Annotated in this window: 15 protein-coding genes and 1 tRNA gene; 12 read left to right on the top strand and 4 right to left on the bottom strand. The window is 56.3% G+C overall.

Annotated elements, in window-relative coordinates:
* Window positions 1–351 precede the first annotated feature (351 nt).
* From H1S06_RS00735 to flgA, 4 genes are all read right to left on the bottom strand, one after another.
* Window positions 352–428: transfer RNA gene (locus tag H1S06_RS00735), tRNA-Arg, on the bottom strand.
* Window positions 429–472: 44 nt separating this feature from the next.
* A complete protein-coding gene (flgN, locus tag H1S06_RS00740) occupies window positions 473–970 on the bottom strand; it encodes a flagellar protein FlgN (protein ID WP_181736369.1) in 498 nt (165 codons plus the stop codon).
* 7 nt (window positions 971–977) lie between these two features.
* Window positions 978–1,295, bottom strand: coding sequence for a flagellar biosynthesis anti-sigma factor FlgM (flgM, locus tag H1S06_RS00745; protein ID WP_181736370.1), 318 nt, complete (start codon window positions 1,293–1,295; stop codon window positions 978–980).
* 129 nt (window positions 1,296–1,424) lie between these two features.
* Window positions 1,425–2,072: a flagellar basal body P-ring formation chaperone FlgA gene (flgA, locus tag H1S06_RS00750; RefSeq protein ID WP_181736371.1), complete on the bottom strand. Its 648-nt coding sequence runs from the start codon at window positions 2,070–2,072 to the stop codon at window positions 1,425–1,427.
* Window positions 2,073–2,195: 123 nt separating this feature from the next.
* Here flgA and H1S06_RS00755 point away from each other — a divergent pair, with 123 nt between their 5' ends.
* From H1S06_RS00755 to flgK, 12 genes are all read left to right on the top strand, one after another.
* Entirely contained in the window at window positions 2,196–3,134 is a 939-nt protein-coding gene (locus tag H1S06_RS00755; protein WP_181736372.1) for a chemotaxis protein CheV, read from the top strand.
* Between the two features lie 14 nt (window positions 3,135–3,148).
* Window positions 3,149–3,988 (top strand): CheR family methyltransferase, encoded by an 840-nt coding sequence (locus H1S06_RS00760; protein ID WP_181736373.1) that lies wholly within the window; start codon window positions 3,149–3,151, stop codon window positions 3,986–3,988.
* A gap of 212 nt (window positions 3,989–4,200) precedes the next feature.
* Complete coding sequence (gene flgB / locus H1S06_RS00765) at window positions 4,201–4,599, top strand: flagellar basal body rod protein FlgB (protein WP_181736374.1); 399 nt, start codon at window positions 4,201–4,203, stop codon at window positions 4,597–4,599.
* 2 nt (window positions 4,600–4,601) lie between these two features.
* Window positions 4,602–5,036 carry a flagellar basal body rod protein FlgC gene (gene flgC, locus H1S06_RS00770; RefSeq protein ID WP_181736375.1) on the top strand — a complete coding sequence of 145 codons (435 nt, stop codon included), beginning with the start codon at window positions 4,602–4,604 and terminating at the stop codon, window positions 5,034–5,036.
* 21 nt (window positions 5,037–5,057) lie between these two features.
* Window positions 5,058–5,741 carry a flagellar hook capping FlgD N-terminal domain-containing protein gene (locus H1S06_RS00775; RefSeq protein WP_181736376.1) on the top strand — a complete coding sequence of 228 codons (684 nt, stop codon included), beginning with the start codon at window positions 5,058–5,060 and terminating at the stop codon, window positions 5,739–5,741.
* A 14-nt stretch (window positions 5,742–5,755) separates the two neighbouring features.
* Window positions 5,756–7,747: a flagellar hook protein FlgE gene (locus tag H1S06_RS00780; protein ID WP_181736377.1), complete on the top strand. Its 1,992-nt coding sequence runs from the start codon at window positions 5,756–5,758 to the stop codon at window positions 7,745–7,747.
* A 112-nt stretch (window positions 7,748–7,859) separates the two neighbouring features.
* Entirely contained in the window at window positions 7,860–8,603 is a 744-nt protein-coding gene (flgF, locus tag H1S06_RS00785) for a flagellar basal-body rod protein FlgF (protein WP_181736378.1), read from the top strand.
* Between the two features lie 22 nt (window positions 8,604–8,625).
* Entirely contained in the window at window positions 8,626–9,411 is a 786-nt protein-coding gene (gene flgG / locus H1S06_RS00790) for a flagellar basal-body rod protein FlgG (protein ID WP_181736379.1), read from the top strand.
* Between the two features lie 24 nt (window positions 9,412–9,435).
* Window positions 9,436–10,113: a flagellar basal body L-ring protein FlgH gene (gene flgH, locus H1S06_RS00795; RefSeq protein ID WP_255482844.1), complete on the top strand. Its 678-nt coding sequence runs from the start codon at window positions 9,436–9,438 to the stop codon at window positions 10,111–10,113.
* Window positions 10,114–10,147: 34 nt separating this feature from the next.
* Window positions 10,148–11,224, top strand: coding sequence for a flagellar basal body P-ring protein FlgI (locus tag H1S06_RS00800; protein WP_181736397.1), 1,077 nt, complete (start codon window positions 10,148–10,150; stop codon window positions 11,222–11,224).
* On the top strand, window positions 11,224–12,261 hold the full coding sequence (flgJ, locus tag H1S06_RS00805; RefSeq protein ID WP_181736380.1) for a flagellar assembly peptidoglycan hydrolase FlgJ: 1,038 nt from the start codon (window positions 11,224–11,226) through the stop codon (window positions 12,259–12,261). Before H1S06_RS00800 ends, flgJ begins: the two co-directional genes overlap by 1 nt.
* A gap of 60 nt (window positions 12,262–12,321) precedes the next feature.
* Window positions 12,322–14,382: a flagellar hook-associated protein FlgK gene (gene flgK / locus H1S06_RS00810; RefSeq protein ID WP_181736381.1), complete on the top strand. Its 2,061-nt coding sequence runs from the start codon at window positions 12,322–12,324 to the stop codon at window positions 14,380–14,382.
* The last annotated feature ends 2 nt before the right edge of the window (window positions 14,383–14,384 follow it).

A 14,384-nucleotide genomic window follows, 5' to 3' on the forward strand; every position in this document is an offset into this window, starting at 1 on the left:
GAGGGCTCACCCGTCTCTATAGCTGTAGAAGTGGCAACTGAACGACGAACCTGATCCGGGTTCAAGCTGTATTTGACTCCTTGTAGGTCGCGGCCGCATTGATAGTCCTCTCTATGTCCATTTCAGGTGCGTCAGTCAATTATTGCTGGAAGTAGAGCATGCAGTTGCATCCTGAAGCGTCAAAACCGAGCAGGGAAGTAGGCGCGTGGGTAGACGTTGTGGAAAGGGGATGAAAAAACTGCAAGACCAAGCAAAGGTAAAACCATGGTGCGCACCATGGTGCACTTTTGGTTTATGATGGTTTTTTGATCAATTCGGAAGACGGATTCTTTCTTAAGCTATTGATTTAAATGGCGCCCCAGGCAGGACTCTAACCTGCGACCTGCCCCTTAGGAGGGGGCTGCTCTATACAACTGAGCTACTGAGGCGCTGAGAAAACGGCGAGGATTTTAACGCCAAGAAGATGTTTTGACTAGGCTTTCCCTAGGCTGCGTTGGCCTTCATAGCGGCCTTTGTCGCCTTTTTGGTCATACAGGGTGTTGCCCTGTGCGTGTCCCTGCAGGAGGGCCAGCAGTTGGTCGGCGCTTTGTTTGTTGCGTAAAAGCACCTGTTCGTTACGCTGGTTGAGCTGTTTAACCTTGTCCAGTTCGGACTCGAGGGACCGCCAGCTCTCGCCAAGGCCAAGCCGTGCAGGTTCGGGCTGTTGTTCAATGCAACGGGTGACGGAGGCTCGGTCGGAGCGAATGCCGGCCTGTTCCAGCAGGGTGTTGCGTTCGCGAATATTGCGATCAATGGCGAGCAGGCACTCCTGCTTGGCGCGATTGTTGTGCTGCAGAGGGTCCAGGGCGCGGCTTTGCAGGGCCTCTAGCTCTGCTTCCAGCAAGGCCTGCAGCTGTACCAGTCGTTCGATCCCCTGATGGATCAGGGTATCGAGTTGTTGACGGTGATCGTCAGACAGAATCGCGCTCATTCAGTGGTTAACCCAGCAGTTCTTCAAATTGCAGCATGCGATCGGCAATACGCTCGTTGTCGATGGTGTAGCGGCCTTCGTTCAGCGCGGCCTTGATGTGTTCCACGCGATCGGTATCGATATCAGGGCTGTGCCGCGTTTCGCTGCTGCGCTGCTGCAATGCCTGTGCCGTATCGCTGAGTCGCACGGTATCATCCTGCCGGGCGGGGGCAGAATGTGCGGTCGAAGTCTCCGCCTGTGGTGCCTTGCCGGCGGTTTGTTCGCTGACTTTGCCGCGGTTACCGGCCGTCTGGACGGGCGATAGGCCGGGAAAATCGATAGCCATGTTCATGTACCTCGCAATCAGTTCTGTGCAAGGGTATCGGTCGCCTTGGCTGAAACTTTAAGGTTTTTTGTCAGTGATCAATAAACAGTCACAGTATAGCGAAAAGGTGATGGAAGGCGAACCGCTGTGTCAGGGGACGCGAACCCGCCCGGGAGCTGTGACCTGAGCCCGAATAGTGTTGCCTGAGCGACTGTTGATGACATCGATAATGTCGCCGATACGGCCTGTTCCCTGAGCTTTGCCCTCTGCTCGGATCACGACGCCCTTGCGGCCTGCCTCAATGATGACGGGGTCGCCTCTCTGGACGGCATTGGCATGGGTCAGCATTCGGGGTGTTATGACGCTGTCGGCGTTGATGCTGATGCGGGCCATGCGACCGTTGACATCCTGCTGACGCAGAAAATAGTCGCCGTTGAGTGAGGTGATGTCCTGTTCGCGCAGCTGCAGCATGTTGGCCTGGATGCGACTGCCTTTGACGATAGGGCCGGCAGTCATGATAACAGGCTTGAAGATCTGAACGTGTCCGGTGATGAACAGGCTCCAGCGCGGTTGGTTGCAGCCGACCTTGGCGGTAATGCGCGCACCGCTGTGAAACGGCAGGCTGACACTGAGCGGATGGCCGCAGGGTGGGAAGTCCAGTTGCTGGTTGATGGGGTTCAGGCGCACTTCGACCCGGCTGTCAGGTACTTTTTCATTGAAGTGTTGTTTAATGGCATCCGTTGCCTGTTGGCTGATCTGCGTCGAAGGATTGTCGGCACGCGCTGAAAAGGGGTGCATTAATCCACAGGTTATGGCAAAAACTGCGGCAACAAATGTTAGAGTATGTGTATTCACGCGGGCGTCCTGGCGAATAAAGGCCGGGATGAACTCATCGATAGTGACCTCGGGGTTGGTTAGATCATGTCAGGGATCCTGGATACTGTAAACCTGCGTACGCAGATGGTGGGACAAAACCGTTTGGAGCTGCTCCTGTTCGGGCTGGAAACCAATCAAAAGTACGGTATCAACGTCTTCAAGGTGCGTGAGGTACTGCAATGTCCCGAATTGACCGAAGTGCCGCGACAGACTACGGCCATCAAGGGGATGGCGCACATTCGTGGCGAGACAATTCCGGTTCTGGATCTGTCGGAGGCGATCGGGCGCAGGCCTATTCCCGAGGAAGATCTGCCGAAAACCTTTCTGATCGTGGCTGAGTATAACCGCCGCACGCTCGCTTTTATGGTGCGCAAGGTGGATCGCATTCTGAATACGCAGTGGGATCAGATCATGGCGCCGCCGGCGGAAATCGGCAATGAAAACTATCTGACAGCGGTTTTCGAGTACGAGAACCGGCTGGTCGAGATCCTGGATGTTGAGCAGATCCTGGCAGATCTTTACCCCATGTCGACCCATGTCAGTGACGAAGTCGCCACCTCTGAAGTGAGGGAGAAGGCGCGGGAACATCATGTGTTGATCGTCGATGACTCGGCGGTGGCACGCAAGCAGATGCAGCGCAGTCTCGAAGACCTGGGTGTAAAGGTGTCGGTGGCCAATAACGGGCGTCAGGCACTGGATCTGTTGAAGGATTTGCTCGACAAGAACATCAATGTGGAAGAGCTGTTCCTGATGGTGGTATCCGATATCGAGATGCCGGAAATGGACGGCTATACCCTGACCTCGATGATTCGCGAAGACAAACGCATGGCGGGACTGCATGTGGTGTTGCATACCTCGCTGAGTGGCGGCTTTAACGTATCGATGGTTAAAAAGGTCGGAGCCGACGGTTTCCTGGCCAAATTCAATCCCAATGAGCTTGCGGGTGTTGTGGTGAACCGTATCCACCAGGTTGAGCAAAATTAAGGAGACCAAGTCGGGTGGTTAGCGGGTTTGGTATTACGCCGGACGAGTTCCGGGAGTTCAGCGGCTTTCTTGAGCAAAGCTGCGGTATTTTGCTGGCTGAACACAAACAGTATTTGGTACAGAGCCGGTTGGGCAAAATCATGCAGCAGCAGGGGTGTCAAAACCTTAGAGAGCTGCTGGCGCGCCTGAATCGTCCGGGAGGCGGTGGCCTCAAGGAGCAGGTGATTGACGCCATGACCACGAACGAAACGCTCTGGTTTCGAGACGTACACCCCTATGAAATTCTGAAAGAGCGGTTGCTGCCCGAGTTGAAGGCGGCCAGCCGTTTTCAGAAACTGCGCATCTGGTCCGCTGCCTGTTCGACCGGGCAGGAGCCCTATTCGATCAGCATGGTCATTGATGAGTTCAAGCAGGCCAACCCGGGGGCATTTTCTTCGGGCGAGGAAATACTGGCGACCGATATCTCATCCACCGTGTTGGAGCAGGCCCGCCGAGGTGAATACGAGATGCTGGCACTGGGGCGGGGGTTGTCACAAGACCGTCTGCACCAGTACTTCCAGCCGATGCCTGATGGCAGCTGGACCATTAATACCCGAATCAAGAGTCGGGTGCGCTTTCAGAGTCTGAATCTGCTGGGGACCTACGGCGCCTTGGGACAGTTTGACATGATCTTCTGTCGCAATGTGCTGATCTATTTTTCCTCGGATGTGAAGCAGGAGATTCTGCGTAAAATGCACCGCCAGTTGCGTCCGGGCGGTTACCTTCTGCTGGGCGCCTCCGAATCACTGTCCGGTCTGTCTGATCTCTACCGGATGATCCACTGCCGCCCCGGCATTATTTATCAGGCCATTTGACGGGGCTGGCTTTTTCAAACGGCGGCAAGGACGGTCGGGTCTTGCCGCCCATTCCGGTAGCGCCTTGCCGCTTTTGACTGCGCTGCTCACTATTCCCTTTCGACACACCGCTTAATACGGCTGTCCACTGCCCCTGCCGGACTTGGCATGTGAATTGCTTCAGTACCGGGAAACACAGCAATTGAGCGTATTTACGTTTCCGGGAGAGGTCGATGGCGATCAACTTTGATACGGCACTGGGCATTCATGATGATGCGCTGGCACTGCGCGCGCGTCGTGCCGAGGTGCTGGCCAACAACATTGCCAATGCCGACACTCCCGGTTACAAGGCGCGGGATCTGGATTTTGCAGCGGTTCTGGCCGGGCAGCATCGTGAATTCGAGCTGCCGATGGTGCAGACGACACAGGCGCATCAGAACGAGTTTCTGGAGCCTGATATGGCTGCCGACCTGCTGTACCGCACGCCCCATCAGCCTTCGGTTGATGGCAATACCGTCGAATTGCAGGAAGAGATGGCGCGCTACAGCGATAACGCCATCCGTTACCAGGCATCCTTCCAGTTTCTGAACAGCAAGTTTCAGGGATTGACGCGTGCCATCAAGGGTGAATAAGCATGTCACTGAGTAATGTATTCAATATCGCCGGCTCTGCCATGACGGCGCAGACGGTGCGCCTGAACACCACTGCCAGCAACTTGGCCAACGCCGAGAGCGTCAGCTCCAGTGAAGGTGAGACTTACCGTGCACGCAAGCCGGTGTTTTCGGTCCAGTCGGTAGCGCCCGAGCAGGTTCCGGAAGCCTATCAGTCGCTGGTGCCGGGGCAGGGGGTAGAGGTTGATGAAATCGTGGAAAGTGATTCGCCTCTGCGCATGTCCTATGAGCCGAATCATCCGATGGCGGACGAAAACGGCTATGTGTGGTACCCCAACGTGAATGTGGTAGAGGAGATGGCGGACATGATCTCGGCGTCCCGCTCCTTTCAGATCAACGCCGATATTATGAATACGGCCAAGCAGTTGCTGCAGCGTACTTTGACGCTGGGGCAGTAAGACTGTTGAGAGGATAGCGCCATGAGCAATGTAAACGGCGTCGGCAGCAATAACATCTACGACCAGATCAACCAGGCGAACCGTGATCGGGCCAAGCCTGTGGATACCCAGTCTGAAGACAGTCAGATGTTCATGCGGCTGCTGATTGCACAGCTGCAGAACCAGGATCCATCCAGTCCGGCTGATCCGGCCGACTTCATGCAGCAAATATCGACCCTGAGCAACGTCGAAAGCATTCAGAATTTGTCCAAAACCATGGAGAGCATGAGTCAGACCATGCTCAGCAGCCAGGCGGCCCTGCAGGCATCCTCCATGGTCGGGCAGCGCGCGTATGTGAACACCAATATCGCTCAGCTGACTCAGGAAGAGGGGTACGTTGACGGTGTGGTATCCACGGGCGTCAGCGTCAGCAATATCCGCATCAGTATCTATGATGCCGGTGGCAGCAAGATCGATACGGTCGATATGGGCCCCATGCCTGCCGGTGATCACAACTTTGCCTGGAAGGCGGGTGAGGGCGTGCCGGTCGGCAATTATCGCATCGTGGCTGAAGCCGCAACCGGTGCGGATGGCAGCTACGAAGAGGTTGCAACCTATATGGGGTTCAACATCAATAGCGTCACATTGGGTCAGAACGGGATAGGGATGAAGGTGAATACCGCAATCGGCTCTATCGACATGAGTGAAGTGAAACAGCTCGGTTAAACGAGGAAGATAACATGGCAGGTTTTAGTACAGCAGTTACGGGTCTGAAGGCGTCCACCACCATGCTGGACGTGGCTGGTAACAACATCGCTAACTCCAGTACCGTCGGCTTCAAGGCTTCACGCACCGAATTTGGTGATATTTATGCCACGGCTGTTGTGGGAGCCGGGTCAGCCAACGTGGCCGGTTCGGGTGTGACCGTGACCGATATCGCTCAGGACTTCAAGGCGGGCACGATTGAGTTCACCAACAATAACCTGGATCTGGCCATCAATGGCTCGGGTTTCTTTCAGCTGGATGACGGTCAGGGCGGGGTGACCTATACCCGGGCCGGTGCGTTCGAGCTGAACAAGGAAGGGTATATTGTTTCCAAGAACGGCAAGTTCCTGCAGGGGTATGGTCTGGATGCCGACGGCAACCGCTTGCCGATCGGTGACATGGCGGTGACTCAGAAGGAAAGCCCGCCCAAGGCCACCACCGAAATCGACCTGTCATTCAACATCGATGATCGCAAGGACTCCAGCACGCTGTTGCCGACCTACGACAAGGACGAGCCGGGCTCATTCACCTGGACAACAACCGATCGCGTATTCGACAGTCTGGGTAACGAGCATACGATCAAGTACAACTTTGCCGAACAGCGCCCGGTTCGTCAGGTGTTGGACTTCAATGTTTCGGGGACCCCCTTTTCGGTTACCAACCCTGATGGCTCAACGGCTGCAGGTGCGATTGCTTCTGTGTCGGGTGTAGGTCTGTCTCCGGCCGATTTTACGGGTGGTTACCTGGACCCGACATCGACGGCCTATCAGGCCCTGAGTGAGGCAGACCCCAGAATCGATCTGGCCAGCGTGGCCTATGATGGCGCCAACCGTGTCAGCTTCGAGCTGAAGGCCAGCGCAACCGATGCCGGTGATCTCATTGTTGCCGATGACACCGGTGAGGTGGCCAATATCAATACGCGGGTGGAAGATCGTTATCGTGATGCCAACGAGGTGCGGGTGTATAACCTGGATCTGGCCGGAGTTAATGAAACCATCAGCATTGCCGGGGTTGATATCCCGGTGGGGGCCGGTGATGATTCCGCCGAGAAGCAGGCGGAGCTGATCAATGCGCAGCAGGCTCGTATCGTTGACAAGCATCCGGCTATCGAGTCAGTGAATGCAGAGACCTACATCGATGCCAGTGGCGTCTCTCAGGTCAAACTGATCATTCGTTACAAGTCGGACGAAGGCAACATCCCTGATGCCGTTTCCGGCGGCGTCGACCCCTATCCGGTGTCGGTTGCCGGGGTGTCGCAGGATATCGCGTGGGATGATGATCGGGCATATCAGGGCGATAACTCCTATATGGGGTATTACCGCATGTATGCCTACCTGAACAATACCGAAATGCTGGATATCGGCAAGTTGCAGGACCCGGGTGCCGGGACCTCTTCTGAACCCGGTCCCATTATGGTCAAGTTCAATCCGACCAACGGCCTGCTCAGCGAAATCAACGGTGAGCCTATTGCGGCAGGCACGCAGGTGCCCAGTATCACCATCAAGGGGGCCGATCCGGCCAACGACCTGACCGAAATCAAATTGGACCTGACCGGTTCGACCCAGTTCGCGTCGGCCTCCATCGTGAACAACATTCAGCAAAACGGTTATACCAAGGGTGACCTGATCGGGGTGACCTTTGCCGGTACGGGTGAAATGATCGCGTCTTTCAGTAATGGCCAGAACCAGGCGTTGGGCGTGGTTGCGATCGCATCCTTTGAAAACCAGGCCGGTCTTCAGCCCAGTGGCGATACTGAATGGACAGCAACGCTTGATTCCGGCGATGCGGTGTTGAACCCGCCGGGTACAGGGCTGAACGGTACTCTGCGCTCGGCTGCGCTGGAAGCGTCCAACGTGGATCTGTCAGCAGAGCTGGTGAAACTGATTGAAGGTCAGCGTAATTTCCAGGCCAACTCCAAAACGCTGGAAACCCTGAATACGGTGACGCAGACCATTCTGCAAATCTGATTACAGCTACAGTTGAAAGCCGGGCCTAAGCCCGGCTTTTCTGTTTATGGCACATAGTTTGCTTAATCCATGATAACGAATCGGAAACGGCAAGCCTTTACCGGAGCAGTGGATGGATAAGGTCCTTTATGTCGCCATGACGGGCGCACGTGAAAACATGCTGGCGCAGCAGGTGCATGCCAACAACCTGGCGAATGCAACGACTACCGCATTCAAGCATGACCTGGAGCAGGCGCGTGCCATGCGGGTACTGGGTGACGGCTTTGAGTCACGAGTGTATTCGATGAGCGAGCGCCCGGGTACCAACCTGGAAAGTGGTACGCTGATGCAAACCGGACGAGATCTGGATCTGGCTATTGAAGGTAATGGCTGGATGGCGGTGCGTGGCCCCGATGGCAACGAGGTTTACACCCGTAATGGTGGGCTGCAGATCAATGCCGCCAATCAGCTGGTGACAGGCAGTGGCTTGCCGGTATTGGGCAACGGGGGGATCCCGATTATTATTCCGCCGGCTGAAAATATTTTTATCGCCAATGATGGCACGATCACCATTCGCCCACTGGGTGAAGCGGCAGCCGAAGTGGCGCTGGTGGATCAGATCAAGCTGGTACAGCCGCAGGATGATGCTCTGTACAAGGGGCGGGACGGTTTCATGCATACGGATAACGATATTCCCCTGCCTCAGGCGCTGGGTGTGCAGGTCCGCTCCGGTTATCTGGAGGCGAGCAACGTCAATGCCGTGGCGGATCTGACAGCCATGATTAGCCTGTCTCGACAATTCGAGATGCAGGTCAAAATGATGAAAACAGCCGAAGAGAACTCTTCTGCGGCTGCCAAAATTCTGCAAATGAGCTGATAACGTTTAAGGAGTATCAACCATGCACGGTGCCTTGCATGTGGCCAAAACCGGCTTGAGCGCTCAGGATACCCAGCTCAAGGTCATCTCCAATAACCTGGCCAACGTCAGTACGGTCGGATTCAAAAAGGATCGCCTGGAATTCGAGGATCTGCTGTATCAGATCCGTCGTCAGCCGGGGGCCGCCACCAGTGAAGACTCTCAGTTGCCATCGGGGCTTCAGCTGGGCAGCGGTGTGCGTACGGTTGGTACCCAGAAGCTGTTTCACACGGGCGATATGCAGATTACCGATCAGCCGTTTGATGTAGCGATCAATGGGCGTGGGTTCCTGCAGGTGATGCAGCCCAACGGCGATATTGCCTACACCCGGAATGGTGAGCTGCACATTGATGGCGAGAATCGTCTGGTAACAGCAGAGGGCTATCTGGTTGAACCGGCCATCACCCTGCCGGGCGAAGTGACCAACTTTTCGGTTGGTGGCGATGGTACGGTCAGCGTGACGGTGGCCGGCGACCCCGATCCGCAGGAGCTTGGACAGCTGGAGCTGGCCGATTTTGTGAACCCTCAGGGCTTGCAGGCCGTGGGGCAAAACCTGTTCATCGAAACAGCGGCCAGTGGCGCGCCGATTGTGGGAGTGCCGGGTGAAGAGGGGCGTGGCCTTTTAAAGCAGGGGATGCTGGAAGGGTCCAATGTCAATGCGGTTGAGGAACTGGTGGATATGATCACGACCCAGCGTGCCTATGAGATGAACTCCAAAGTCATCTCTACCGCTGATGAAATGCTCGGCTACGTCAGCCAGCAGCTGTAATCAATCAAGCAGGGGATGAGACGAATGAAAACGGGTATGCGGGTGCTGCTACTGGCGGCCGCGGTAGTGTTGACCGGTTGCGTCAATAAAGCGCCCAAGCCGGATAATCCCCATTATGCACCGATTCAGCCGGTACAGATGCAGCAGCCTCAGCCGGTCACCGGGTCGATCTATCAGGCGGCGACCAGTATGGATCTGTACAGTGACGGGCGTGCCCATCGGGTTGGCGATATTATCACGGTGGTGCTGACGGAGCGGACGCAGTCGTCCAAAAGTGCTTCGACCACGGTAGACAAGACTAACGACATGTCGATCGGCGCACCGAACGTGTTGGGACATGAGGTAAAGGTGTTTGGTAATCCGTTGAGTGCCTCCATGAACTCCAACACGGCTTTTGATGGCGAAGGCAGTTCGGATATGAGCAATAGCCTGAGCGGCAACATCACGGTGACCGTTCATCAGGTATTGCCGAACGGCAACCTGCTGGTGCGAGGAGAAAAGTGGCTGACCCTGAATCAGGGGGATGAGTATATCCGTATCAGCGGCCTGGTGCGTAAGCAGGATGTCGGGCCGGACAACCGGGTCCCCTCGACTCGGCTGGCCGATGCGCGTATCACTTATAGTGGTACCGGGGCCACGCATGATTCCAATGTAATGGGCTGGCTGGCGCGTTTCTTTATCAGTCCTCTGTGGCCTTTCTGAGGTATCGATGATGGCTAAGTTGCTGCAAACCTGTATGTTGTTGATGTCCGCCCTGTGTGTCTGTCTGCCGGTTCAGGCGGAGCGCATCAAGGATATTGCCAGTGTTGCCGGAGTACGGGCCAACCAGTTGGTCGGCTATGGTTTGGTGGTGGGGCTGGACGGGACCGGCGACAAAACCAGTTTCACCTCGCAAACTTTCCGCAACATGCTCAATAACTTCGGTGTGGCCATTCCACCGAATATAGATCCCAAATCCAAGAATATTGCGGCGGTTGCCATACATGCCGAGCTGCCGCCGTTTGCCAAACCGGGGCAAACCATTGATATCACGGTCTCAACGATAGGCGATGCCAAAAGTCTGCGTGGGGGCAGCCTGTTGATGGCTCCGTTGAAGGGAGCGGACGGCAATGTCTACGCCATTGGTCAGGGCAATTTGGTAGTGTCGGGGTTCGGTGTTGAAGGGAATGACGGGTCGCGCCTGTCCTTGAACGTTCCCAGCGTGGGGCGCATTCCCAACGGCGCCACGGTGGAGCGTACGGTGCCCAATGCCTTTGCGCAGGGCGACAGCCTGATGTTTAACCTGAACCAGCCTGACTTTACAACGGCACGGCGGGTAGCCGAGCAGGTGAATAATCTGCTGGGACCTGACATGGCGATGGCGCTGGACGCAGCTTCCATTCGGGTGCGTGCTCCTCGAGACCCTTCCCAGCGGGTGTCCTTTTTGTCGGTACTGGAAAATCTGGAAGTCGATCCGGGGCAGGAGGTGGCCAAGGTCATCATCAACTCCCGCACCGGTACCATCATCATTGGTCAGAACGTGCGGGTATCTCCCGTCGCCATTACCCATGGCGGGCTGACCGTGGCCATTAACGAAAACCTGGATGTGTCCCAGCCCAATGTGCTGGGCGGTGGCAACACGGTGGTTACTCCGCGCAGTGAAATTGAGGTCGAGGAAGGCTCGGGTCGCATGTTCGAGTTTGCGCCGGGGGCGACGCTCAGTGACATTGTTGAGGCCGTGAACCAGGTGGGTGCGGCACCGGGCGACCTGATGGCGATTCTGGAAGCGCTTAAGCAGTCCGGGGCGCTGAAAGCAGAGCTGGTGGTGATCTGATGGCGATTAAAAGCGGCTTCGATGCCTCATCCGCCGGCCTGTTTACCGATCTGAATCAGCTGCAGAAGCTGAAAGGACAGGCGCACACAGATGAACAGGCTGCGCTCAAGGGCGTGGCGCAGGAGTTCGAGCAGCTGTTTATGAGCATGATGCTCAAGAGTATGCGTCAGGCTAACGATGTCCTGGCAGCGGACAGCCCGTTCAATTCCAATGATGTGCAGTTCTATCAGGAGATGTTTGACCAGCAGCTGACCCTGGATCTGTCGAAAAAGGACAGTATCGGGCTGGCCGATATTATTGTGCAGCAATTGAGTCAGCAGGTCGCGGCCGCACCAACGGCCTCGGAGGATGAAGAAGAGCCGTCGTCCACGTCATTGACCGAGCAGATGCTCAACCGAGCGCTGGTGAGCGGCCCTGTTACTCAGCCGGCTGGAATGCCTTACAGTGCGCCGGTTGTGACTGCAACGGCTCGGCCGGACGAGTCTGCACCCGAACAGGACGAGCCGGTAGCAGTCAGCGCGGACGGGCAAGGCTTGCCCGCACGTTTCGATACACCGGCGGTTTTTGTGGAAAAGCTGCAGCCGCTGGCTGAAAAAGCCGCTGCCGTTCTGGGTGTCTCCCCGTCGGTATTGCTGGCGCAGGCTGCGCTGGAAACCGGTTGGGGCAAGTTTATTAGCCGCGATGTGGCCAGTGGGCAGAGCAGTCGAAATCTTTTCAATATCAAGGCTGATCGCAGCTGGCAGGGCGATTCGATTCAGGTACAGACCCTCGAGTATCGCGGTGGAGTGCCGGAAAAAGAACAGGCGCGCTTTCGTGCCTATAACAGCTATGCGGAAAGTTTCAGTGATTATGTCGCTTTTCTGCAGAGTAACCCCCGCTATCGACAGGCGCTGGACAATACCGCCGACCCGTCCCGATTTGTACATGAATTGCACAATGCCGGTTATGCCACCGACCCCGAATATGCGGCCAAAATCGAGCGCATTTTTAACGGTGAACAGCTGGCGGGGCTGAAGTTCGGAACTCAAGAAGGCTAGTAGTCAGCCGATACAGAATGAGAGTGGGCACGCACTGACGCGGGCCAGTGGAGGAATACCATGAGTTACGGTCTGCTGAATCTGGGCACCCAGGCGTTGACGGCCAACCAAACCGCCCTGTCGGTCGTCGGGCAGAATATCGCCAACATTAATACCGATGGCTATAGTCGTCAGCGGCCCGAGTTTGCCTCTCGAGACTCCATCGGTGGTGTCGAGGTGTATGACATCGCCCGTATTGCCGACCAATTTCTCAACCGGCAAATCTGGGCGGACAAGGCCTCCTACAGCAATGCCGAGCTGTACCAGATGTTTGCCGGCGAGCTGGACAACCTGCTGGCCTCTGAGGCGACCAGCATATCCACGGCTATGGACGGCTACTTTGGTGCCCTGCAGACAGCGGTGGATGATCCCACCAGCTTGCCCAATCGTGAGTTGTTTATCGCGGAAGCCGAAGCGCTGGTGCAGCGTTTCAACGACCTGGATGCCAACCTGGAACGCCAAAACGGTAACCTGAATAGTCGTCTGGAAAGCTCGACGGCCAAGGTTAATGCTATTGCCCGCAATATCGCGGAATTGAACGACAAGCTGCGCATTGCAACAGCAGCCGGCAGTCCGGTGAACGAGTTGCTGGACAAGCGCGATGCCCAGCTGGATCAGCTGGCGCAGTTGGTCAATTTCACCACGGTGGAAGACAAGGAGACCGGTGGCGTTAACGTGTTTGTCGGCAAGGGTGAGCCCCTGGTAATGGGCAAGGATGCGAACCGGCTGGTGACGCGGGTTGATCCGGCTGATGCCAGCAAATTGAACGTGGCGCTGCAGATCGGCAACAGCATGAGTGACGTGACCGGGCAGATCAACGGGGGGGAGATCGGTGGCTTGCTGGAATACCGTGACACAATTCTGGACAAGGCGCGGGACCAAATGGGGATTATCACCCTGGCATTTGCCGATACCATGAACCGGCAGCATATGCAGGGCATGGATCTGGACAGTGAACTGGGCGGCCGTCTGTTTACGGATATCAATGATCCTGCAGCCATGAACAACCGAGTGCTCAGTGACAGCCGAAACACCTCGGACCTCAGTCATGCCTGGGTACGCATTGATGATACCAGCGAGCTCAAGGCCAGCGAATACAAGATGATATTCGACAGTGATGACAGCTTTACGCTGGTCAGGGAAAGCGACGGCAAGCGTTGGGACGCCAGTGACTTCAGTACCGCTGCCAGTGCCGATGATGTTACGGGCAACCAGCAGATTTACCAGGACGCGAATACCGGTGAGATGACCTTGCGTATTGACGGCTTCACGCTGCAGCTGGACCCAGTGGGCAAGAGTTTCGGTGCGGGCGATCAGTATGTCATTCAGCCGGCACGCTCGGCGGCGTCCGATATTGAAATGGTCTTGCGCGACCCGCATGACCTGGCGCTTGCCGCGCCGGTCAAGGTTGAAGCGAACAGCGAGAATAGCGGGACGGGGGTGGCATCGGTCAGTGTAACCGATCGTGCCGATCTGGAAACGGCGGTCAGTGGCACTCACCTGAATCCGCCCATCAGGATTGAATTCAGCGCACAGGAAACCCCGCCGGGCTCAGGTAGCATGCAGACATTTTACCGTGTCTACAATGTAGCGGATCCCGACAATCCGGTGGAAATCGACCCGGACAATGATCCGTCCACACCGATTGCCGCACAGCCGTTTACACCTGGCGAGCCACTGCAGTTGCCGGGCAATTACGGCTATGAAGTCGTGATCAAGAACCAGCCTCAAGCGGGCGACAGTTTTACAGTGGATTACAACGAAGGGGGCGTGTCTGACAACCGGAACGCGCTGGCGATGTCGGACCTGCAGTTTGACAAGACGGTGGATGGTGCTTCCTATCAAGACCGCTATGGCCAATTGATCGAGCGCGTGGGGACTCAAACGGCGGTGGCCCAGATCAATGCACAGGCCAGCAAGTCGGTCCTGGATGCCAACCTTGCGATGCGTTCCAGCATCAGCGGTGTCAACCTGGATGAAGAAGCGGCCAAGCTGATCCAGTTTCAACAAGCCTACTCGGCGTCGGCACAGCTGATTCGCGCGTCGCAAACCATTTTTGATGCCCTGATCGGCGCAGTTTAAGG

Origin of the sequence: Marinobacterium marinum, assembly GCF_013868415.1 — a bacterium.
GTDB lineage: Bacteria > Pseudomonadota > Gammaproteobacteria > Pseudomonadales > Balneatricaceae > Marinobacterium > Marinobacterium marinum.

Coding starts and splice junctions, on each gene's coding strand:
- flgM (WP_181736370.1), bottom strand. CDS start 1,295: ATGGCTATCGATTTTCCCGGCCTATCGCCCGTCCAGACGGCCGGTAAC.
- H1S06_RS00800 (WP_181736397.1), top strand. CDS start 10,148: ATGTTGTTGATGTCCGCCCTGTGTGTCTGTCTGCCGGTTCAGGCGGAG.
- flgH (WP_255482844.1), top strand. CDS start 9,436: ATGAAAACGGGTATGCGGGTGCTGCTACTGGCGGCCGCGGTAGTGTTG.
- flgK (WP_181736381.1), top strand. CDS start 12,322: ATGAGTTACGGTCTGCTGAATCTGGGCACCCAGGCGTTGACGGCCAAC.
- flgG (WP_181736379.1), top strand. CDS start 8,626: ATGCACGGTGCCTTGCATGTGGCCAAAACCGGCTTGAGCGCTCAGGAT.
- flgF (WP_181736378.1), top strand. CDS start 7,860: ATGGATAAGGTCCTTTATGTCGCCATGACGGGCGCACGTGAAAACATG.
- H1S06_RS00780 (WP_181736377.1), top strand. CDS start 5,756: ATGGCAGGTTTTAGTACAGCAGTTACGGGTCTGAAGGCGTCCACCACC.
- H1S06_RS00755 (WP_181736372.1), top strand. CDS start 2,196: ATGTCAGGGATCCTGGATACTGTAAACCTGCGTACGCAGATGGTGGGA.
- flgN (WP_181736369.1), bottom strand. CDS start 970: ATGAGCGCGATTCTGTCTGACGATCACCGTCAACAACTCGATACCCTG.
- flgC (WP_181736375.1), top strand. CDS start 4,602: ATGTCACTGAGTAATGTATTCAATATCGCCGGCTCTGCCATGACGGCG.
- flgB (WP_181736374.1), top strand. CDS start 4,201: ATGGCGATCAACTTTGATACGGCACTGGGCATTCATGATGATGCGCTG.
- flgJ (WP_181736380.1), top strand. CDS start 11,224: ATGGCGATTAAAAGCGGCTTCGATGCCTCATCCGCCGGCCTGTTTACC.
- flgA (WP_181736371.1), bottom strand. CDS start 2,072: ATGCACCCCTTTTCAGCGCGTGCCGACAATCCTTCGACGCAGATCAGC.
- H1S06_RS00775 (WP_181736376.1), top strand. CDS start 5,058: ATGAGCAATGTAAACGGCGTCGGCAGCAATAACATCTACGACCAGATC.